Origin of the sequence: Bradyrhizobium huanghuaihaiense (assembly GCF_007830635.1) — a bacterium.
In the GTDB taxonomy this organism is placed as follows: domain Bacteria; phylum Pseudomonadota; class Alphaproteobacteria; order Rhizobiales; family Xanthobacteraceae; genus Bradyrhizobium; species Bradyrhizobium huanghuaihaiense.
The window spans coordinates 278,669-298,486 of sequence record NZ_VLLA01000004.1; the positions used below are offsets into that span (position 1 = coordinate 278,669).

Consider the following 19,818-nt stretch of genomic DNA (forward strand, 5'->3'; position numbering starts at 1 on the left):
ACAATTGATATAAACTGCAACCCGGCGTCATTGACCGTCAGAGTGTTGCCACGTAACCAAATATGGCAGCGGACGGATATCCGCGCCTTGAGAAATCAGCCAGCCAGTCGCCGCGTCGTGCGGCGCACGCCAGCCAGACAACAAAACTACGACAACAAAACTGAAGTGAAGTGCAGGCTGGGGCTGATATGGCTGACGGGGCTAGGTATTCGCGCGCCCTGATTTTGGGCGCGTCGGTGGTTTCAATTGCGGCAGTGCTGCCGGCAAGCGGCTTTGCGCAGACCGCATCGCCGCAGGCTGAAAACGCGTCCTCGAAGCAGGCCAAGCGCAAGCCGTCCAAGCCGCAAGCCGCACAGCAAGCAGCGCCTGAAGTCCTGAACGCCCGCGCGCAGGCCGGTGGCGCTGCGCCCGTTCAGACGCTCGACGCGATTACGGTTGCGGCAACGAAGGTCGAGGAGCGTGCGATCGACTCGCTCGCGCCGGTCAGCACCGTGACGCTCGAAAAGATCCAGGGGCTGCAGCCGAACCGGCTGTCGGATATCTTCTACGCCATTCCCGGCGTGTCGTTCCAGGAGCGCGGCGACGATCCGGCGACGGTCATCAATATCCGCGGCTTGCAGGAGTTCGGGCGCGTTGCGGTGGTCGTCGACGGCGCGCGGCAGAACTATCAGCGCACCGGTCACAACGCCAACGGCTCCTTCTTCCTCGATCCTGAATTGATCGGCGGCGTCGACGTCGTGCGGGGCCCGACCGCGAACATCTACGGCTCCGGCGCGATCGGCGGCCTGGTCTCGTTCCGCACCAAGGACATCGAGGACGTGCTGCGTCCCGGCGAGCGCTGGGGCGTCGATCTCTCGGGTTCCTACGGCTCCAACAACAATCGCGGCCTCGGCTCGGTCTTCGGCGGCGTGCGCGCCACCCCCGACGTCGATATCTTCGGCGGCGCGGTTTACCGCACGCAAGGCAATTACAAGGACGGCAACGGCACCGAGATCGGCAACACCGGCAACCAGGTCGAGGCCGGCCTGATGAAGCTCACGGTGCGGCCGGCCCTCGGTCACGAGGTCAAGTTCGGCGCCGTGTTCCAGGACTATCAATACGATATCGGCCAGCTCAATCGCGGCCCCGTGGCAACCGCGGCACAGCGCGCGCTCTATCAGGGCTCGTCGGTCTATGCGTCCGACGCCAAGAACTACACGGGAACGCTGACCTGGAACTACTCGCTGCCGAGCGACAATCTGTTCGACTCGCACGTGTCGATCTACGGCAATCGCGTCGACAACGACCAGACCAAGACCTATCACTATTCGACGTCGGGCGCGGCCTTGTGCGGCACCGGCAATTTCGGCAACAACATCTCCGGCTGTGTCGGCGACAAGCGTGGCTATGTCCTCAACACCTACGGCATCGACGCGAACAACACCACGCGCTTCAACGTCGGCGACTGGCGCAATGCACTCACCGTGGGCTTCGATGCCTTCCAGGATGATGTGATCACGACCGACAGCCGCGGCAACTCCAACATCACCACGCCGAGCGGCATCCGCACCGTGTCGGGCGGCTTCGTCCAGCTCAAGCAGAACTACAGCAGCTGGTTCGAGGCAGTGAGCGCGATTCGCTACGACCGCTACGATCTGGAATCGGGCAAGACCAACGGCAGCGGCGACCGCTTCTCGCCGAAGATCACGCTCGGCGTCACGCCGGTGCCGGGCTTCCAGCCTTATGTGAGCTATGCCGAAGGCTATCGTGCCCCGTCGATCACCGAGACCGTGATCTCGGGCGCTCACGCGACCGGTGGCGGACCGGCTCTCTTCCCCTGTCCCGACGGCACCGTCGGCTTGTTCTGCTTCCTGCCCAACCCGAACCTCCGTCCCGAGGTCGGCAAGAACAAGGAAGTCGGCTTCAATCTGAAGTACGACAACATCTTCACCGCGTCCGACTCTTTCCGCGGCAAGATCAACCTGTTCCGCAACGACGTCAGCGACTACATCGACCTCGTCTCGTTCGGATTCGTGACGTTCCCGGGCGTCGGCTCGTTCGCGCAGTACTACCAGTATCAGAACATCGCGCAGGCCCGCATCCAGGGCTTCGAGGCGGAGACGATGTACGACGCCGGTAACTGGTTCGTCGGTGTCGCCGGCCACTACATCCAGGGCAAGAATGCAGTCACCAATGTCGGGCTCGCGACCATCACCCCGCGCAAGGTGGTCACGACCGGCGGTGTCCGCCTGCTCGATCGCACGCTGATCCTGTCGGCGCAGTGGGCCTCGTTCGGTCCCAACAACGACGTGCCGGCCGGCTATCTGCCGGCGACCGGGTACGAGCTGGTCAATCTGTACCTGACCTACAACGCGACCAAGGACATCGTGTTCTCGGCGTCGATCGACAATCTCCTGAACCAGTACTACCGGCCTTATGCCATTCCCGGCGCCTCGGCCGACGGCACCACGCAGAACGACGTGCTGTGGTCGAGCCCGGGACCGGGCAGGGTCTACAAGGCCGGCATGAAGATCCACTTCGGAGGTGCGTAGGCCGGAAGGCGCCGCAACACCATGAACTTCCGCCGGGCCGCGCTGATGCTCCAGCGCGGCTTCGGTGCGTTTTCGTCTTGATAACCCGTTCGTCTTGATAACAAGGAGAGACCTTTATGTTCATCGCCATGAATCGTTTCCAGGTGAAGCTCGGCTCGGAAGCCGCGTTCGAGACCGTCTGGCGCACCCGCGAATCCTATCTCGGCAGCATGGCGGGCTTCGTCGAATTCCATCTGCTCAAGGGGCCGGTCGCCGAGGACCACACGCTGTATTCCTCGCACACGGTGTGGGTCGACAAGGCGGCCTTCGAGGCCTGGACGCGTTCGGAGGAATTCCGCCGCGCGCATGCGCGCGCCGACAACAAGACCGGCGAAAGCCTCTATCTGGGCCATCCCAAGTTCGAAGGGTTCGAGGTCATCATGACCGAGCGCAAGGCGAGCGCAGCCGCTTGAGATCGCGGCTGATCACGAAAGGAAGCCGGACATGCTGAGCACCGATCTCGCCGATCTCGAGGCATACATGGCCGACAATCCCGGCGCGGTGATTGAGGACGTTGCGCGCGAGCGCAAGGTCACACCGCGTGCGGTGATCGAGGCGCTGCCGCCGTCCATGGTGCGCATCGGCAGCGGCGAGCATTTCGCCGCCGCCATGCAGGACATCGTGGAATGGGGCGAGGTGACGCTGATCGTCCACACGGATGACGCGATCTTCGAGTTCACGGGCGCAATTCCCAAGGGCGAGATCGGCCGCGGCTATTTCAACCTGATGCAGCCGAAGGGATTGCACGGTCATCTCCGCCACGAGCGTTGCGCGGCCGTCGCTCTCGTCGAGCGGCCCTTCATGGGCAAGACGTCCGCCTTCATCGCCTTCGTCAATGCCGACGGCGGCATCATGTTCAAGGTGTTCGTCGGCCGCGACGAGACGCGCGCGCTGCGCAGCGACCAGCTGCTGCGGTTCCGTCAGCTCGCAGATCGGATCGCGGCGTAGCTTCTGTTTTTGTCGGGAGATCAGGATGCAAAGCAGGTCCAGATTTCGGCACGTGATCCTAACAACCGCGATGACGCTCGCGCCGGCGCCGGCCTTCGCCATCGACGAGGCGTTGCTGCCGCGCAATCTGTCGCCCTGGGGCATGTTTCTCGGTGCCGACATCGTCGTGAAGACGGTGATGGTCGGGCTCGCCGTCGCCTCGCTGGTGACGTGGACGGTGTGGCTCGCCAAGAGCATCGAGCTGCGCCGCAAGGGCACGCTCGCCGTAGCGCGCACGCGCGCGCTCGAAGGCAGGATGAAGCTCGCTGAGGCAGCGGAGCGGACCGGAGATGCGCACGATGCCGTCGCCCAGCTCATCCAGTCCTGCGCGAAGGAGGCGGAGCTCTCCGGCGGCATCATCGACGACGGCCTTCAGGAACGCGTGGCGCTGCGGTTGGAGCGCGTCGAGGCGGCGATGTCGCGGCAGATCGCACGCGGCACCGGCGTGCTCGCGACCATTGGCGCCACCGCGCCCTTCGTCGGCCTGTTCGGCACGGTCTGGGGCATCATGAACGCCTTCATCGGCATCTCCGAGAGCCACACCACGAGCCTTGCCGTGGTCGCGCCCGGCATCGCGGAAGCGCTTCTCGCCACCGCACTCGGCCTCGTCGCCGCGATCCCGGCGGTGGTGATCTACAACCATCTGGTCCGCGGCATCGCCAATTACCGCGCGCTGCTGGGCGACGCCTCGGCGCAACTCATGCTGCTGGTCAGCCGCCAGCGCGACCACAGGGAGTTCCGCCTGGCGCGGGCGGCGGAGTAGGCCATGGCTGCGAAGCTCGGCGCACGTTCGCCACTCAAGCGCGGCGACCCCGGTGATCTCGACGTCACCCATGAGATCAACGTCACGCCGTTCATCGACGTGATGCTCGTGCTGCTGATCATCTTCATGGTGGCAGCTCCACTCGCCACCGTCGACATCGGCGTCGAGCTGCCCGCGACCGCGGCCGAGCCGCAGCCGCGGCCGGACAAGCCGACCTTCGTGACGGTGAAGCCGGATCTCACCGTTGCCGTCGGCGAGGACAGAATGACCCGCGATGGTCTCGTCAACGCACTCGACGCCGCAACCAGGGGCCGCAAGGACGAACGCATCTATCTGCGCGCCGACAAGGCCGTGAGCTATGGCGACCTGATGGAGGTGATGAACACCTTGCGCAATGCCGGCTATCTCAAGGTCGCTCTGGTCGGCCTCGACGGACGCAGCTGATGGCCGCGAACGCCTTTGCCTTGCACGAACCGCCCGGCGAACGCGAAACCGCGCGCTGGGGTGTATCGGCGATGGTGATCGTGGCGTTGCATCTTGCTGTCGCACTGCTTGCGATGAATTGGCTGAAGCAGGTGCCGGACCAGGGCGTCAACATGCCGGCGATCCTCATCGACATGACGCCGGAGACGTCGGCGCCGCAATCGACGCCGCTGGATATCGCGCCGGGACCGGTGATGGAGCAGGCGGATGCGTCGCCGCCCGAGCCGGTGCAGCAGCAGGCGGTCGAAGAGATGCTTGCACCGACACCGCCGCAGGAAAAGCCGGATGTGGTTGCGCCGCCGGAGCAGAAGCTCGAGCCAAGTCCGCCCAAGCCTGAGCCTGCGAAAATTGAGCCCGTGGAGAAGCCGGCGCCGGCAAAGCCCAGGGTGGTGCGCCCCGACGCCCGGAAGCCGTCGGAGGCGCCGCCCGCTCCCCGCACCAGCGCGCCGCCGCGCGCGGAACGCCAGGCCCCGCTGGCCTCCGCCGTGAGTGCGGGCGCGGTCGCTTCCGCGATGGCGACCTATTACCAGCGCGTCCGTGCGCACCTGATGCGCTTCCACCAGTATCCGGCAAGTGCCAATGGTCAGAAAGGTGTCGTCAGGCTGAGCTTCACGCTCGGCCGCGGCGGCCAGGTGCTGTCCAGCCGCGTCAGCGGATCGTCGGGCGTTGCGGCGCTCGACGCCCAGGCCGCGGCAATGGTGCGTCAGGCGCAACCATTTCCAGCAATGCCGCCCGAGATCACCTATGCGACGGTCCCCATCAACATCCCGGTGATCTTCGGGAGGTGACCGGGCTCCTCTCCCGCGCGAAGCGGGAGAGGAGAGAGCGTCGCCTTACTTCGCCTTCAGGAAGTCCGCGACCTCGAGCAGCATGAACTCGTCGTCATCGGCCTTGTTGGGATCGCGGCTGGAGGAGAACGGAAGGTTGTTGTCGTTGCCGACGATGATGTGGGTGTCGTCGACGCGATCGACGTTCTCGATGGTGAAGAACGGGAAGGTGTAGACGCCGTCATTCAGCGTCTTCTTCGCCTTCTTGTCGGGATCCTGGATCTTCATCAGGTCGATATAGCCGATCTTGCGTACGGGCTTGCCGACATTGGCGTCGGAGAGCTCGATCTTGTAGACGCGCTTGAACTTGGCGATGTCGGGGAAGCAGTTCTCGCCGCGCTGGCCTTGCGGGCAGGCCTTGTCGGCGGTGCCTTCGCCGTTGTCGCGCTCGATGATGAGGCCGGAGGCCTGATCGATCATGTTGAAGTCGCCGACGGCGTTGCCGTTCTGCTCGAACACATACTGCCAGTAGCGGCCGGTGAACTTCTCGGCGGCGACGTCGAATTCGAGGATGCGCGAGGCTTCCTTGCCGTCGACCTTCTCCCAGTCCTTCTTGTCGGCATCCCACAGCGGCCCCTCGAGCAGGCCGTAGAGGAACCTGCCGTCCTTCGACGCGGCGAAGCCCTCATAGCCCTTGGAGCGGCGGAGGTTGACGTTGGTGTAGGTCGCGCCCGGCGCGCCCGGCGTCGCGACGGCCCAGTTGTCCGGCGAGCGCACCGGCTTGCCGTCGGCAACCGTCTCGAACACGCCGAGGATTTTTCCGGTCTTGTCCGCCTTCAGGATGTAGGGGCCGAACTCGTCGCCGATCCAGAAGGTGTCGCCGATGATCTGGAAGCCCTCGGTGTCGAAATCAGAGCCGGTGAGGTAACGCTTCTGCGTGTCCTCATGCACGATGCGGAACGGGACCTTCTTGTCGGGGTCGTGCAGGAAGATGGTCTCCTGGCGCTCGATCTTGCCGTTGGCCCAGTCCATCTTGTAGCGGTTCAGGTACAGCATCGAATCCGGCGAGTTGGCGCGTGCGCCCATTCCGTTGTCGGTGATCACCCAGTAGCTGCCGTCGGGCATGTGCTTGATGCCGGAATGGCCCTGCAGCGGCTGGCCCTTGAACGGCAGCGACACGCCGGTCGGACGCTCATAGGACTTGCCCATGACGGTGCCGAGCGCGTCGACGCGTTTTCCCGTGGTGTACTTGCCGGAGGTCTTGAGATCGGCCGGCGCATCCGCCGGCGCGTCGATGAAGGTAGCGGCCGGCATCACCACGTGGCCGGCGAGCTTGGCCGGAAATTCGCCCTCGTTCTGGGCGAGCGCGGTGCTCGCGGTGAGAATGATCGTTGCGACGGTGCTGAGAAAAGTCGCGCGCATGTGCGTCTCCTGTTGGCGGACGCACGCCTTATGCGGATGGCGTATTGCAGTTTTGTGAAGCCGGGCGAAAGGCCGCAGCTCGGGCCCCGGGACGACGTCCGGGGCTTGGCTTTACCTGCTGCCGAGCATTATCCGCCGTAACACGGTTTGCCGGACATCTTCATAGCGCGGCTGCATCGCGGGAGGTTGTTCGCCTGTGGTTGCTTGGTGCTCTTCTTGGCGGAAGTCGAGCTTCCTCCGGTCTGCGCCTGCACGCTGGATGCGGCAGGGATGAGAAGCAAAGTCGCGACGACGATCAGGGCCAAAGTCTTCATGTCAAATGCTCCAGAAAAAATAGACAATGCCCTGGAGCCTATGCAGGAGATCGTCGGGTGTAAAGACGTCGCGGAAGCGCGAAGGCGTGCTTGTACGGCGCCTTCGATCGCCTCAAGGCTTGGTTTCAGATGCTCCTTTACCGCGCCGGTCAATGGCGACACGTAATAATCCACGAACAGCGAGTAGAAGATCGCAACCGGCAGCGTAGCCGCCGGCGCGGCAACCTCGCGAAATCCGACAAGGTCAGGCGATCTTGCGGGCGAGGAAATCGCGGATCAGGGGAGTGACCTCGTCGAACCTGTCCTCGAGCAGGAAATGGCCGGAGTTGATCAGATGAAACTCCACCTGGGGCAGGTCGCGCTTGTAGGGATGGGCGCCATCGGCAGGGAAGATGAAATCGTTCTTGCCCCAGACGATCAGCGTCGGCGGCTTGTGCTTGCGGAAGTAGGCCTGCACCGCCGGATACAGCGGCAGATTGGTCCGGTAATCGTAGAACATGTCCAGCTGGATGTCGTTATTGCCCGGCCGGTCCAGCAGCGCCTGATCATGGACCCAGTTGTCCGGCGAGATCCGGCCCGCGTCCGACATGCCGTCGGTGTACTGGAATTTCGTCGTCTCCAGCGTCAGCAGTTTCATCAACGCCTGACGGCTTGTCGCTGACCCGTCGGCCCAGTATTGCTTGATCGGATTCCAGAACTCCTTCAGTCCTTCATCGTAGGCGTTGCCGTTCTGGACGATGAGGCCGCTGATGCGCTCGGGATGCTTCAGCGCCAGCCGCCAGCCCACCGGAGCACCGTAATCCATGACATACATCGCGTAGCGCTTGACGCCGAGCTGGTCGAGCAGACCATCGACGAGCTCGCCGAAGCGATCGAACGTGTACTTGAATGAGGCGCGCGGCGGCATGTCGCTCTGGCCGTAGCCGGGATAATCGGGAGCGATCACATGGTACCGGTCCGCGAGCGCCGGGATCAGGTTGCGAAACATGTGGGAGGAGGTCGGAAAGCCGTGCAGCAGCAGCACCACGGGCGCATCCTTCGGCCCGGCTTCACGGTAGAAGATATTGATCCCGTCGATGGTCTTGGTGCGATGGTACGTGACCGGATAGCCGCCGGTCCCGGAGCGATCGTGTTGCGGTTTCGCCGCGGCAGCCGGCGTAGCGGCGCCAACGGCAACCCCGGACAAGCCAAGGACGAGGTGTCGGCGATCGAGGCCGGCTGATAGACGTGTGATGTTCTCGGTCATGATTATTTTCCAGGCAAGCTTCCAGCCGTCCCATTCCAAAGTCCGCGGCAAGCTTCGGGTAACCGATTGCGACCGCCCGGATCAGTCCATATGATCGAGAAGCTACTTCTCAGGTTACGGAAAGACGCGTCTGATGGACCGGCTGGAGGCGATGTCGGTGATCATCGCCGTCAATGATACAGGAAGCTTCTCGGCAGCCTCCCGGCGCCTCCATATGCCGGTCGCAACAGTCAGCCGAACGGTTGCCGAGCTGGAGACGCGACTGAACGCCCAGCTGTTTCAGAGGTCGTCGCGCCAGATGACGCTGACCGATGCGGGACGATCCTATATCGAGGCCTGCAAGCGGATCATCGAGCAGGTGGACGATGCCGAGAGGGAGGTCTCCGGCGAGTACAGAAGTCCGAGGGGCGATCTCGCGGTCACGTCGCCGTGGGGACTGGGCCACATGCATCTTCTGCCGATTGCGCTCGAGTTCATGGAGGCTTATCCCGAGATCGCACTGCGGCTCGTCCTCACCGACCGCATCGTCAACACTGTCGACGAGAATATCGATGTTTCGATTCGAATCGGCAGTCTGCCGGACAGCAACCTGATCGCGACCCGGGTTGGCTCGGTCCGGTTCGTGCTCTGCGCCAGTCCCGGATACCTCACGAAGCGGGGGCATCCCAACGAGCCCGCCGATCTCGCGTCGCACGATTGTATCGGCGTCGACAGCCATGCGGCGCAGAAGAGTTGGAAGTTCGTCCAAAACGGCAGCGAAGTCACGGTGCCGATACGGTCGAGATTGACGGTGAGCGATTCGGAGGCGGCGATCGAAGCTTCCGTCGCAGGTGCCGGCATCACGCGCGTGATGTCCTACAAGATGGAGGCTGCGCGGCGTGCCGGCAAGCTCGTCCTCATGCTGGAGGAATTCGAGCAGGAGCCCTGGCCCGTGCATATCATCTATGCGGAGCGAAAGCCTGCGCCGCTCAAGCTCCGCGCCTTTCTGGATTGGGCCACCCCGCGCCTCAAGGCCCGGCTGGCCTAATTTGGCTATTCCTTTACCGCACCTGTCAGGGACGACACGTAGTAGTCCACGAACAGCGAATAGAAGATTGCGACCGGCAGCGAGCCGAGCAGCGAGCCCGCCATCAGCGCACCCCATTGGTAGACGTCGCCGGTGACGAGCTCGGTCAGGATCGCGACCGGCACGGTCTTGTTGGCGCCGCTCTGGATGAAGGCGAGCGCGTAGATGAACTCGTTCCAGGACAGCGTGAAGGAGAAGATGCCGGCCGAGATCAGGCCGGGCACCGCCAGCGGCAGCGTGATCCGGCGCAGGATCTGGAGGCGCGTGGCGCCATCGACCAGCGCACATTCCTCGAGCTCGTAGGGGATCGACTTGAAATAACCGATCAGGAGCCAGGTGCAGAACGGCACCAGGAAGGTCGGATAGACCAGGATCAGGGCCAACGGCGAGTCGAACAGGCCGAACTGCACCACGACGGTCGCGAGCGGAATGAACAGGATCGACGGCGGTACGAGATAGGCCAGATAGATGCCGAGGCCGACATAGGGACTGCCGCGGAAACGCAGGCGTTCGATCGCATAGGCCGCCAGCGTAGACGCGATCAGCGACAGCGTGGTCGAGCCGATCGCGACCAGCATCGTCGTTTTCAGCCAGTGCGGATAGGCGGTGTTGAACAGCAGATGCTTGATGTGCGCGAGCGTGGGCGAGGAGATCCAGAACGGGTTGTTATCCCGGTAGTTCATCAGCTCGGCGTTCGGCTTGAACGAGGTGATCGCCATCCAGTAGAACGGAAACAGCAGGATCAGCACGAAGCAGCCGAGCGGCAGATAGATCATCATCAGCCGCCGCAGCCCGGAATCCCAGGCCATGGTGTCGGGTGCGGCTTTGGTGACGGCGGAGCCTTGCGCGAGGGTGTCAGTCATTGGCCTCTCCCTGCTGCCATTTGCGGCGCGCCAGGCCGAAATAGGAGAACAGCGTCGCGAACACCAGGAACGGGATCATCGACACCGCGATCGCGGCGCCTTCGCCGAGCTCGCCGCCGGCGATGCCGCGCTGGAACGCCAGCGTCGCCAAGAGGTGGGTCGAGTTCACCGGACCGCCCCGGGTGATGGCGTAGACGAGCTGGAAGTCGGTGAAGGTGAAGATGATCGAGAACGTCATGACGATGGCGAGGATCGGCATCATCATCGGGAAGGTGATGTAGCGGAAACGCTGCCAGGCGCTGGCGCCGTCGAGCATCGCGGCCTCGTACAGCGAGGGCGAGATGGTCTGCAGGCCCGCCAGCAGCGAGATCGCGACGAAGGGAATGCCGCGCCAGATATTGGCGGCGATCAGCGAGAACCGCGCCGGCCAGGGCGAGCCGAGGAAGTCGATATTGCTCGACTTCCAGTGCAGCACGTCGACCAGCAGATACGAGATGATCGAGAATTGCGGATCGTAGATCCACCAGAACGCCAGCGCCGAGAGCACCGTCGGCACGATCCAGGGCAAGAGCACGATGGCGCGCAGCACGCTCTTGAACGGGAAATGGTTGTTGAGCAGCAGCGCGAGCCAGAAGCCGAGCGCGAACTTTCCGAAGGTCGCGATCCCCGTGTAGAACACGCTGTAGAACACCGCGTTCCACCACAAGGGATCGGTCAGCAGATACTGGAAATTCTCGAGGCCGACGAAGATGCCGCGCCGCCCGATCGTGGTGTCGGTGAAGGCGAGCCAGACGCCGAGGCCGAGCGGATAGGTGAGGAAGACGGCGAGCAGCCCGAGCGCCGGCGCAAGGCACATCACGATCAGGAACGGCTTGTAGTCGAACAGCCGCACGAGCCACGACGGCTGCCGCTGCGCCAGCGCGGGGGAAGAGAGGGTCGTCACGGACATTAGGGCGTTGTCCTGTTCTAAGCTTTCACCACGTCGTCATTGCGAGGAGCGAAGCGACGAAGCAATCCAGGCTGTCGCTGCGGGGACGGACTGGATTGCTTCGCTTCGCTCGCAATGACGGTCTCTATCTCTGCCGCCGGAAGTACCGCTTGCAGCGCTGCTCGGCTTCCGCGGCCGCGGCTTCCGGCGTGGCAGCGCCGGTGGCGACGGACGCACACATCTGAATCAGCACATAGTCGGCGCTGACCGCGCCGGTCGCGGTCGAGATCGGGCCCTTGTAGCCGTCATAGTAGGTGCTGTTCATCGTGTCCTTGAACAGCCTCACCTTGGGATCCTGCGACCACACGGCGGCCTCGGCATAGGCGGCCAGCGGCTGGGACCAGTAGCCCGAGTTGGCATTGAGCCACGGCTCGTACTGGTCCTTTTCCAGCATGTATTGCAGGAAGGCCTTTGCGGCGTTGGGGTACGGGCTGTGCTTGAACACCATGGCGTTCAGCGTCAGGCCCGCCATCGGCGAGACCTTGGCGAGACCCTTGGGCAGCAGCTGATGCTCGCTGTCCTCGGCAATCGCCTTCGTCGCCGGGTCGTTCTTCAGTGAGAAATACAGCGAGACGCCGTTGGCGGTCAGGAAGATCTCCTGCGAGGAATAGGCGCGGTTGTTGCTGACGTCGTTCCATGACGGCGTGCCGGCGATGAAGGTCGGGTATACCTCCTTGACCCAGTTCAGGGCGGCGATCGTCTCCTTGCTGTTGATGATGACGTTGCCTTCCTCGTCGAGCAGCGAGGCGTTGTGCGACCACAGCGCCCAGTTGGCGAAGCCGTTGCCGTCGCCCTTGGCGTTGCCGAGTGCGAAACCGGCCGGCTTGCCGGCCTTGTGCAGCTTGCGGCACAGGTCGAGAATTCCGGCATGATCTTCCGGCACCTTGTCGAAGCCGACCGATTGCAGGGCCGATTTGCGGTAGATCAGGGGACCCGCAGTGGCGCCGAACGGCAGTCCGATCCAGGCCTCGCTCTTGTTCTTCTTGCCGTAGCGTTGCGCCAGCGGCAGCCAGCCGCCATAGCGCTTGCCGAGATAGTCGGCGACGTCGGTGAGCTCGATCAGCTTGTCGATGTAGATGTGAGGCGCGTCGGAGAAGCCGATGATGATGTCGGGGCCGGCGCCGGAATTCGAGGTCACCGCGGTCTGCTGGTTGATGTCTTCCCAGCCGACGAAGTCGACCTTGACCTCGACCCCGGTGTCCTTGGTGAACTTGGCCGCATTGGCGCGGAACACGTCCTCGTCGGCCTGGACGAAGCGTACCGGGCGCAGCATGCGCAGCGATGCGCCCTTCTCGATCTCGAACTTGGGGGCCGTGACATCGGCCGCTTTGATATTGGATGTTTGCGCTGCAGCACCGGTGGCCGCGAGCGTTGCAGCGGACAGGCCCAGCGCCAAGGCATCACGACGTGTGATGTCGCTCCTCATCAGTACCTCCCTATGTGTTCCCTTCCCGGCGTTGATCGCCGGTGAACGGCCGTTTCGGTCTTCGGCGCTTGTTGCGCCGGCCGCCTAGCTGTTCGGTCCGCGGTCCATGCTGACGGGCTGCCAGCGGCGGAGCGCGGTGTTCTGCAGCACCGACGGATTGACGCAGCTTACCGGCCACATGCCCTGAAGCACCAGTGACAATTCGTAGCCCACGCGGCGCTTGCGCGCCTCGTCGAACCGTGCCGAGGCCGAGGCGACATGGGCGGTCAGGGTCACGTTCTCCATGCCGAGCAGCGGATTGTTGTGCGAAGGCGGTTCCTTCTCCAGCACGTCGAGGGCGGCGTGCGCGATCCACCCCTCCTGCAGCGCCTTGATCAGGCTCTCCTCGTCCACCGTGGCGCCGCGCCCGGTGTTGATGAAGATCGAGCCTTTCTTCATCTGCCGAAAGTGCTTCTCGGTCAGCATGTGGTGCACCTCGGGCCGCGCGGGTGCGTGCATCGAGACGAAGTCGGATTGCGACAGCACCTCGCCCAGTGTCGCAGGGATCACGCCGTGGTCGTACATCAGCGTTTCCTGGATGAAGGGATCGTAGGCCATCATGCGCAGGCCGAAGGGCGCCGCGCGTTTCGCAACCGCGCGCGCGACGCGGCCGAACGAGATGAAGCCGAGCGTCTGGCCCATCAGCCTCGGGATCTTGAGCAGCGCCGGCCGGCCCTCGGCCCAGCGGCCGTCGCGCGCCATGCGGTCCTGCTCGACCAGGCGGCGGAAGCCGGCGAGCAGCAGCATCATGGCGTGGTCGGCGACCTCCTCGATGAAAGTGTCGGGAATGTTGGTGACGGGAATTCCGCGGGCGGTGGCGGCCTTCACGTCGACGCTGTCCACGCCGACCGAGCCGAGCGTGATGACCTTGCAGCTCTGCAGGCTGTCGATGATGGTCTTGGTGATCGGGATGCCCTTGGCATAGATGGCATCGGCATCCTTGGCGGCGGCGATGAACTCGGCCTCGTTCGCGGGGGCTTCGACGATCTCGGCATCGATCGGATCGAGCGCTTCGCGCTCAAAGGAATAATCGCTGCCCGCGACCGTGAAGCTCGCGCCCTTCGGCGTCACCACCTTGTATTTCGGCATTTCCTGCTCCCGATTTGGTTTCTTGTTGTGACCCGGCCTTCTCCCGGGCCTTTGCGTCTTTTACGCGAAATCGAGGCGGGTGCGTACAATTGCCGGTTGTCCGGACCGATGAATATTGCCGGTTTTGCCGGCATTGTCGGGGCTTCTACGGAGGCGCGTAAGTAACTTGCTAAGGGGTCTCACACTAAAGGTTGATTCAATTTCGATCGATTCACTCGCGTGCCCGTATCCCTTTTTTGCCGGAGCTATCCCGTGAAGTTGAGCAATCTGAAGATCGCCCCCAAGCTTGGCATCCTTGTCGGCGTCACCTTGTTCGGCCTGTGCATCTCCGGAGTTCTCGCCGGCTACCTGATGAAGCGCGAGATGGTGAATGCGCGCATCGACCAGACCAAAGCGATCGTCGAACTGGCCCGCAACTACGCCGCGACGCTGATGAAGCGGGTCAATGCCGGCGAGATGACCAAGGACGCCGCGTTTGCGGAACTGCGCCGCTACGGCAACGCGATGACTTACGACAAGGGCTCCGGCTATCTGTTCGGCACCAGCTATGACGGCATCACGCAGCTTGCGCCCGATCCGAAGGTGATCGGCCAGAACCGCATGGATGTGGAGACGAACGGCCGCAAGCTGTCCCGCGAGATCATGGACGGCGTCAAGGCCAACGGTGAACTCCTGCTCTTCTACGAATACATGAAGCCCGGCCAGGAGAAGCCGATCCGCAAGCTCGGCTATGCGGTCGCCGTCCCCGGCTTCGAGATGTATCTCGGCACCGGCGCCTATCTCGAGGACATCGACGAGAAGATGGGTCCGGTCTACTGGCTGCTCGGCCTCGCCATGCTCGGCATCGTCATCGTCGCCGGCAGCGTCGCCTGGATGATCGGCCGCAGCATCAGCCGTCCGCTGGCCCTGCTCGGCACGCGCATGAAGGATCTCGCCGACGGCAAGCTCGAGGGTGAGATTCCCGGCGTCGGTCGCGGCGACGAGGTCGGCGCGATGGCTGCGACCGTCCAGATCTTCAAGGACAACGCGGTCCGCATCCGCGACCTCGAGAAGACCGAGGCGGATGCCAAGGAACGCGCCGCGGCGGAACGTCGCAGCGCGATGGAAGAGATCGCCAGCGACTTCGAGCGCAGCGTCAACGGCATCGTCCGCTCGGTCTCCTCGGCCGCAGCCGGCATGCAGAGCACGGCGCAGTCGATGACCGCGACCGCCAGCGACGCCTCCTCGCGTGCTGCAACGGTTGGTGCCGCTTCGTCGAAGGCCTCCGGCAACGTCGGCACGGTTGCTGCGGCGGCCGAAGAGCTGTCGAGCTCGGTTGCGGAAATCTCCCGCCAGGTGACGCGCTCGACGGAAGTCGCGAGCCGCGCCGTCAGCGATGCCGAGCGCACCAACGCCACGGTGCAGGAACTCTCCACCGGCGCCGAGAAGATCGGCGAGGTGGTCAAGCTCATTCACTCGATCGCGGCGCAGACCAATCTGCTCGCGCTCAACGCCACCATCGAGGCGGCGCGTGCCGGCGAGTCCGGCCGCGGCTTCGCGGTCGTCGCCTCCGAGGTCAAGGCGCTCGCCAACCAGACCGCCAAGGCCACCGAGGAAATCTCCGCCCAGGTCGCGGCGATGCAGACCTCGACCAGCGATGCGGTCGCGGCGATCGGCGGCATCACCCAGACCATCGCGGAGATGAGCGAGATCACGGCGGGCATTTCCGCCTCGATCGAGCAGCAGGGCGAGGCGACCCGCGAGATCGCCCGCAACATCCAGTCGGTCGCCGCCGGCTCGAGCGAGATCAACGCCAATATCGGCAGCGTCACCTCGGCCGCGGAAGCGACCGGAGCGGCGGCCGGCGACGTGCTGACCAACGCCCGCGAGCTGGACAGCCAATCCGGCGCGCTGCGCAACGCGGTGGATGGCTTCCTCGCCAAGGTGCGGGCGGCGTAAATTCCCCCACTGATCTCGTAGGGTGGGCAAAGACGCGAAGCGTCGTGCCCACCTTCTCTTTTTGAGTTCGCGGTGACGTCTCGGTGGGCACGCTTGCGCTTTGCCCACCCTACGAGACCGTCCTACTGCTTCTCGATCTTCGCGTTGGTGATCAGCTTCTCCCACAGCACCAGCTGCTCGTTCACGAACGTGCCGAGCTGCTCCGGCGTGCCTGAGAAGGCGTCCATGCCGAGCGTGGCGAGCTGGGCCTTGATCTCCGGCTTCTCGACGATCTTGCGGATCTCGGCGTTGAGCCGCGTCACGATCTCCTTCGGCATGCCGGCGGGGCCGAAATAGCCCTGCCACGACGAGATGTCGAAATCGGGCACGCCGGCCTCCTGCATCGAGGGCAGGTTCGACACCAGCGGCGAGCGGTCCTTGGTGGTGACGGCGAGCGCGCGTAGTGCGTTGCCCTGGACGTGGGGCAGGCCGGTCAGGATGTCCACGAACATCATCGAGACGCGGCCGCCCATGACGTCGTTGAGCGCCGGCGGCGAGCTCTTGTAGGGCACGTGCAACAAATCGAGCCCGGCATTGTGCGCAAAGGTCGCGCCCGACACGATCGCCGAGGACGAGCCCGAGGCGTAGCTCAGCTTGCCCGGATTGGCCTTACCGTAAGCGACGAGCTCACCGACGGTTTTGGCCGGGACGTCGGGATGAATGACCAGCATGAAGGGCAGATCGCCGGTGCGCGCGATCGGGGTGAAATCCTTGACCGGATCGTAGGTCAGGCTCTTGAGCAGATAGGGATTGGCCGAATGCGTGGTGTTGGTGGTCACCAGCAGCGTGTAGCCGTCGGGAGCGGCGCGCGCGACAAAGGTCGCGGCGATCATGCCGTTGGCGCCGGCCTTGTTCTCGATCACGATGCCGACGCCGAGCGCCTGCGACAGGTGCTGCGAGATCAGCCGCGTCGTGGTGTCGGTGCCGCTGCCGGCCGCGAACGGCAGCACCAGCGTGATGTTGCGGCTGGGGTAAGTGTCGGCTTGAGCGGCTGACGCGGCGAGACAAAGCGCGGCCGTGCCGACGATGCGCAGGTTTCGGATCAACGCTGAAAGCATGTCTGGTCGTTCCCTCTTTTTCGTTGGCGGGGAACCTAGCTTGTCCTCGTAAAAATCGGAAGACGTGAGTCAACTTGGTCTCGTGCCCCGGGCGCAGCGCAGCACGTAGTGATGCGCTGCTGAACCGGGGCCTATCTCTGCGGAATCTGGGTCCCGGCTCTGCGTCGCACCGCTTCGCGCTGCGCCGCGTCCGGGACACGAGACTTGCGTCCGCGCTGCGGAATTACTTCGCCGCCGAACCCTGGCGCGAGGCGATCACGACGCCGGCGAGCACCAGCGCGTAGCCGATCAAATGAAACGGCTGCAGCTTTTCGCCGAGCAGGACGATCGCCATCGCCGAGCCGAACACCGGCACCAGATGGAAGAACGGTGCGGCCCGGTTCGGGCCGATCAGCGCGACGCCGCGGTTGAAGAAGAGATAGGCCAGCGTCGAGGGGAAGATCAGGATGTAGCCCAGCGTTGCCAGCGTCAGCGCATCGAAATGCAGGACGCGGCCACTCATTGCCTCCCAGATCGCGGTGGGCAGCAGCATCATCGCGCCGCAGCAGGTGGTGAAGGACAGAAAGGACAGCTGGTGGACCTTGGGCCGGCGCGGGATGAAGGCGGAGTAGAGGCCGAACGCGATCAGCGAGTAGGCGAACATGAGATCGCCCCGGTTGAAGCTGATACCGGCGAGCGCGGCGAGATCGCCGCGCAGGATGATGATCAGCACGCCGAGCAGCGAGATCGCGATGCCGGCGAGCTGCCCGCCGGTCAGCCGCACGCCGAACAGCACCAGCGACCACAGCGCCACGAACAGCGGACCTGCCGACTGGATCAGCAGCGCATTCAGCGCCTCGGTGTATTGCATCGCCCAGTACGAGATCGCGTTGTTGAAGGCGAAGCCCACCAGCGACAGGAACAGCATCAAGGGCAGGCTCCTGCGCAGTGCGGGCCAGTCGCGCTTCAGATGCGGCCAGGCGAACGGCAACAGGATCAGGAACACGCCGAACCAGCGGATGGTGGTCATCGTCAGCGGCGGCACATGCGCGCCGACATGGCGCGCGAGCACGATGTTGCCGGCCCAGAACAGCGAGCTCAGGCTGAGCAGCAGATAAGGCTGGTTGTTGAGCCAGCTGGCCGGATTGGCGGCCGGTGGCGCGGGCGAAGCAATCGTCATGGGTGTCGGATACAACTTGCGCCCGATCGCCGCCGTGGCACAAGTCACAGGGCCGCAATGCTACAATGCGCGCATCACCTGAGGAGGTGTCATTGGCGGCTAATATGTTGAACATCGAAGGCCTGGCTCTCCGCGTCTGACAGATTCGTAGGGTGGGCAAAGGCGCGCTCTTCGCGCGCCGTGCCCACCATCCTCTCCGTTGCAGCTGGCATGGTGGGCACGCTTCGCTTTGCCCACCCTACGAGAGCGAATTAACCCGCCTGCTTCCTCGACGCCGCGAACACGCCTGACAGCACCAGCGCGAAGCCGATGAAGTGGAAGGCCTGCGGGTGCTCGCCGAGAAACACCATCGCCATGATCGAGCCGAACACCGGCACGACGTGGAAGAACGGCGCGGCGCGGTTGGCGCCGATCAGGCGCACGCCGCGATTGAAGCAGAGATAGGCGAGGGTCGAGGGGAACACCGCGACGTAGAGCAGGGTGAGCAGGTTCTGCGCATCGAGCTTCATCACCGGACGCGCGGAGAGCTCCCAGATCTCCAGCGGGATGAGGCAAGCGGCGCCGGCACCGAAGGTGAAGGCGAGGAACGACAGGCCGTGCATCGCCGGCCGCTTCAGGCTCAGCACCGAATAGAGCGCGAAGATCAGAAGCGCGAGCAGGAAGATCAGGTCGCCCTTGTTGAACTCGATGTTCGACAGCGTGGTGAAGTCGCCATGCAGGAGAATGGTCAGCACGCCGCACATCGACAGCAGCACGCCGAAGGCCTGCGCCGCGGTGAGGCGGATGCCGAGGATGACCAGCGACCACAGCGCCACCAGCAGCGGCGCAGCCGACTGCAGCAGCAGTGTGTTGAGCGCCTGCGTATGCTCCAGCGCCCAGTATTGCAGCGTGTTGAAGGCGCCGATGCCGGTGATCGAGAGCGTGACCATCAGTCCGAGCCGCCCGCGGATCGCGGGCCAATCCTGCACCAGGTGTTTCCAGGCGAACGGCAGCACCAGCAGGAAGGCGAGCAGCCAGCGCAGGAACGACAGCGTCACCGGCGGGATATGGCCGGCGGCGAGCCGCCCGACGATGGCGTTGCCGGCCCAGCACAGTGCGGTGATGCTGAGCAGCAGATAAGGCTGGTTGGCGACCCAGTTGTGACCGGATGTGTCGGCGCTCGTGGTCTGGCCGGTGGCGGACATTGTGGTTGTTATGGCCCCGCGTCATGCGCCGAGGCCCCGGCCCGGCGATATCCGGGCCGGCTTCAATCGCCCGGCACGGTCCAAAGACACGGAAATCGCGGTTGCATCAACGGGGGGCGGATGCATCGCGCCCATGCCGCGGCGAAGGTGGCTTCTCAGGCTTTGGTCGAAGCCCTGGCGCCGGCGGCAAAGGTTGCGAGATTTTAAGGGGATATCAAAGGCTTGGACCGGCCCCCGGACCTCGAAAAAGCCCCGTTCTTGCTTGCCTAGAGGGGCCGCTTCCTTTATCCGGTTGGCTGCCTTGCGTGCGAGCGGTCCTGGGCCGCGGATCGGCTGGGCGTCAGGCATGATCCCGGAAAAGTGGACACCGGTTTTCCGCGAGGATCGTGCCTCCTGAAGACAGATTGAACAGGGATT

The 19,818-nt window shown here is 64.2% G+C and carries 18 protein-coding genes; 8 read left to right on the forward strand and 10 right to left on the reverse strand.

From position 1 onward, the window contains the following. Positions 1–188 precede the first annotated feature (188 nt). The 6 genes from IQ16_RS11830 (at position 189) to IQ16_RS11855 (ending at position 5,591) form a co-directional block, all read left to right on the forward strand. The gene (locus IQ16_RS11830; protein ID WP_026311767.1) at positions 189–2,531 is read left to right on the forward strand and encodes a TonB-dependent hemoglobin/transferrin/lactoferrin family receptor; all 2,343 of its coding nucleotides are present in this window, start codon (positions 189–191) and stop codon (positions 2,529–2,531) included. 116 nt (positions 2,532–2,647) lie between these two features. Beyond that, entirely contained in the window at positions 2,648–2,983 is a 336-nt protein-coding gene (gene hmuQ, locus IQ16_RS11835) for a heme-degrading protein HmuQ (RefSeq protein WP_018641518.1), read from the forward strand. Between the two features lie 31 nt (positions 2,984–3,014). Next, positions 3,015–3,518: a heme utilization cystosolic carrier protein HutX gene (gene hutX / locus IQ16_RS11840; RefSeq protein ID WP_018641517.1), complete on the forward strand. Its 504-nt coding sequence runs from the start codon at positions 3,015–3,017 to the stop codon at positions 3,516–3,518. Positions 3,519–3,543: 25 nt separating this feature from the next. Next, on the forward strand, positions 3,544–4,320 hold the full coding sequence (gene exbB, locus IQ16_RS11845; protein WP_018641516.1) for a tonB-system energizer ExbB: 777 nt from the start codon (positions 3,544–3,546) through the stop codon (positions 4,318–4,320). Between the two features lie 3 nt (positions 4,321–4,323). Then, complete coding sequence (gene exbD / locus IQ16_RS11850; RefSeq protein ID WP_018641515.1) at positions 4,324–4,764, forward strand: TonB system transport protein ExbD; 441 nt, start codon at positions 4,324–4,326, stop codon at positions 4,762–4,764. Beyond that, positions 4,764–5,591, forward strand: a complete 828-nt coding sequence (locus IQ16_RS11855; protein ID WP_018641514.1) for a TonB family protein — start codon at positions 4,764–4,766, stop codon at positions 5,589–5,591. Before exbD ends, IQ16_RS11855 begins: the two co-directional genes overlap by 1 nt. Positions 5,592–5,636: 45 nt before the next feature. On the opposite strand, the gene IQ16_RS11860 is transcribed toward IQ16_RS11855, so the two are convergent. From IQ16_RS11860 to IQ16_RS11870, 3 genes are all read right to left on the reverse strand, one after another. Further along, on the reverse strand, positions 5,637–6,992 hold the full coding sequence (locus tag IQ16_RS11860) for an esterase-like activity of phytase family protein (protein ID WP_018641513.1): 1,356 nt from the start codon (positions 6,990–6,992) through the stop codon (positions 5,637–5,639). Positions 6,993–7,120: 128 nt separating this feature from the next. Further along, on the reverse strand, positions 7,121–7,468 hold the full coding sequence (locus IQ16_RS11865; RefSeq protein WP_145831473.1) for a hypothetical protein: 348 nt from the start codon (positions 7,466–7,468) through the stop codon (positions 7,121–7,123). Positions 7,469–7,550: 82 nt separating this feature from the next. Next, positions 7,551–8,552: an alpha/beta fold hydrolase gene (locus IQ16_RS11870; RefSeq protein WP_018641511.1), complete on the reverse strand. Its 1,002-nt coding sequence runs from the start codon at positions 8,550–8,552 to the stop codon at positions 7,551–7,553. Positions 8,553–8,685: 133 nt separating this feature from the next. Here IQ16_RS11870 and IQ16_RS11875 point away from each other — a divergent pair, with 133 nt between their 5' ends. After that, positions 8,686–9,579, forward strand: a complete 894-nt coding sequence (locus tag IQ16_RS11875) for a LysR family transcriptional regulator (RefSeq protein ID WP_018641510.1) — start codon at positions 8,686–8,688, stop codon at positions 9,577–9,579. Between the two features lie 5 nt (positions 9,580–9,584). Here the strand turns inward: IQ16_RS11875 and IQ16_RS11880 are convergent, their stop codons facing one another. The 4 genes from IQ16_RS11880 to IQ16_RS11895 form a co-directional block, all read right to left on the reverse strand. Further along, the gene (locus tag IQ16_RS11880; RefSeq protein ID WP_018641509.1) at positions 9,585–10,481 is read right to left on the reverse strand and encodes a carbohydrate ABC transporter permease; all 897 of its coding nucleotides are present in this window, start codon (positions 10,479–10,481) and stop codon (positions 9,585–9,587) included. Next, complete coding sequence (locus IQ16_RS11885) at positions 10,474–11,430, reverse strand: carbohydrate ABC transporter permease (protein WP_018641508.1); 957 nt, start codon at positions 11,428–11,430, stop codon at positions 10,474–10,476. The genes IQ16_RS11880 and IQ16_RS11885 overlap by 8 nt, the downstream gene beginning before the upstream one ends. Positions 11,431–11,554: 124 nt before the next feature. Then, positions 11,555–12,895 carry an ABC transporter substrate-binding protein gene (locus tag IQ16_RS11890; RefSeq protein ID WP_018641507.1) on the reverse strand — a complete coding sequence of 447 codons (1,341 nt, stop codon included), beginning with the start codon at positions 12,893–12,895 and terminating at the stop codon, positions 11,555–11,557. A gap of 84 nt (positions 12,896–12,979) precedes the next feature. Further along, a complete protein-coding gene (locus IQ16_RS11895; protein WP_018641506.1) occupies positions 12,980–14,023 on the reverse strand; it encodes a C-terminal binding protein in 1,044 nt (347 codons plus the stop codon). Positions 14,024–14,275: 252 nt separating this feature from the next. Here IQ16_RS11895 and IQ16_RS11900 point away from each other — a divergent pair, with 252 nt between their 5' ends. Beyond that, positions 14,276–15,961, forward strand: a complete 1,686-nt coding sequence (locus IQ16_RS11900; protein WP_018641505.1) for a methyl-accepting chemotaxis protein — start codon at positions 14,276–14,278, stop codon at positions 15,959–15,961. A 122-nt stretch (positions 15,962–16,083) separates the two neighbouring features. Here IQ16_RS11900 and IQ16_RS11905 read toward each other — a convergent pair whose 3' ends face one another. The 3 genes from IQ16_RS11905 to IQ16_RS11915 form a co-directional block, all read right to left on the reverse strand. Then, positions 16,084–17,058: a Bug family tripartite tricarboxylate transporter substrate binding protein gene (locus tag IQ16_RS11905; protein WP_018641504.1), complete on the reverse strand. Its 975-nt coding sequence runs from the start codon at positions 17,056–17,058 to the stop codon at positions 16,084–16,086. Positions 17,059–17,281: 223 nt separating this feature from the next. After that, positions 17,282–18,217: a DMT family transporter gene (locus tag IQ16_RS11910; protein WP_018641503.1), complete on the reverse strand. Its 936-nt coding sequence runs from the start codon at positions 18,215–18,217 to the stop codon at positions 17,282–17,284. Positions 18,218–18,468: 251 nt separating this feature from the next. Next, entirely contained in the window at positions 18,469–19,401 is a 933-nt protein-coding gene (locus IQ16_RS11915) for a DMT family transporter (protein WP_018641502.1), read from the reverse strand. Between the last annotated feature and the right edge of the window lie 417 nt (positions 19,402–19,818).

Excerpts from the sequence above, each read along its gene's own strand:
- IQ16_RS11910 (WP_018641503.1), bottom strand. The coding sequence starts at position 18,217 with ATGACGATTGCTTCGCCCGCGCCACCGGCCGCCAATCCGGCCAGCTGG.
- IQ16_RS11830 (WP_026311767.1), top strand. The coding sequence starts at position 189 with ATGGCTGACGGGGCTAGGTATTCGCGCGCCCTGATTTTGGGCGCGTCG.
- IQ16_RS11855 (WP_018641514.1), top strand. The coding sequence starts at position 4,764 with ATGGCCGCGAACGCCTTTGCCTTGCACGAACCGCCCGGCGAACGCGAA.
- IQ16_RS11890 (WP_018641507.1), bottom strand. The coding sequence starts at position 12,895 with ATGAGGAGCGACATCACACGTCGTGATGCCTTGGCGCTGGGCCTGTCC.
- IQ16_RS11875 (WP_018641510.1), top strand. The coding sequence starts at position 8,686 with ATGGACCGGCTGGAGGCGATGTCGGTGATCATCGCCGTCAATGATACA.
- hmuQ (WP_018641518.1), top strand. The coding sequence starts at position 2,648 with ATGTTCATCGCCATGAATCGTTTCCAGGTGAAGCTCGGCTCGGAAGCC.
- IQ16_RS11885 (WP_018641508.1), bottom strand. The coding sequence starts at position 11,430 with ATGTCCGTGACGACCCTCTCTTCCCCCGCGCTGGCGCAGCGGCAGCCG.
- exbD (WP_018641515.1), top strand. The coding sequence starts at position 4,324 with ATGGCTGCGAAGCTCGGCGCACGTTCGCCACTCAAGCGCGGCGACCCC.
- IQ16_RS11860 (WP_018641513.1), bottom strand. The coding sequence starts at position 6,992 with ATGCGCGCGACTTTTCTCAGCACCGTCGCAACGATCATTCTCACCGCG.
- IQ16_RS11915 (WP_018641502.1), bottom strand. The coding sequence starts at position 19,401 with ATGTCCGCCACCGGCCAGACCACGAGCGCCGACACATCCGGTCACAAC.
- exbB (WP_018641516.1), top strand. The coding sequence starts at position 3,544 with ATGCAAAGCAGGTCCAGATTTCGGCACGTGATCCTAACAACCGCGATG.
- IQ16_RS11895 (WP_018641506.1), bottom strand. The coding sequence starts at position 14,023 with ATGCCGAAATACAAGGTGGTGACGCCGAAGGGCGCGAGCTTCACGGTC.
- IQ16_RS11870 (WP_018641511.1), bottom strand. The coding sequence starts at position 8,552 with ATGACCGAGAACATCACACGTCTATCAGCCGGCCTCGATCGCCGACAC.
- IQ16_RS11905 (WP_018641504.1), bottom strand. The coding sequence starts at position 17,058 with ATGCTTTCAGCGTTGATCCGAAACCTGCGCATCGTCGGCACGGCCGCG.
- hutX (WP_018641517.1), top strand. The coding sequence starts at position 3,015 with ATGCTGAGCACCGATCTCGCCGATCTCGAGGCATACATGGCCGACAAT.
- IQ16_RS11880 (WP_018641509.1), bottom strand. The coding sequence starts at position 10,481 with ATGACTGACACCCTCGCGCAAGGCTCCGCCGTCACCAAAGCCGCACCC.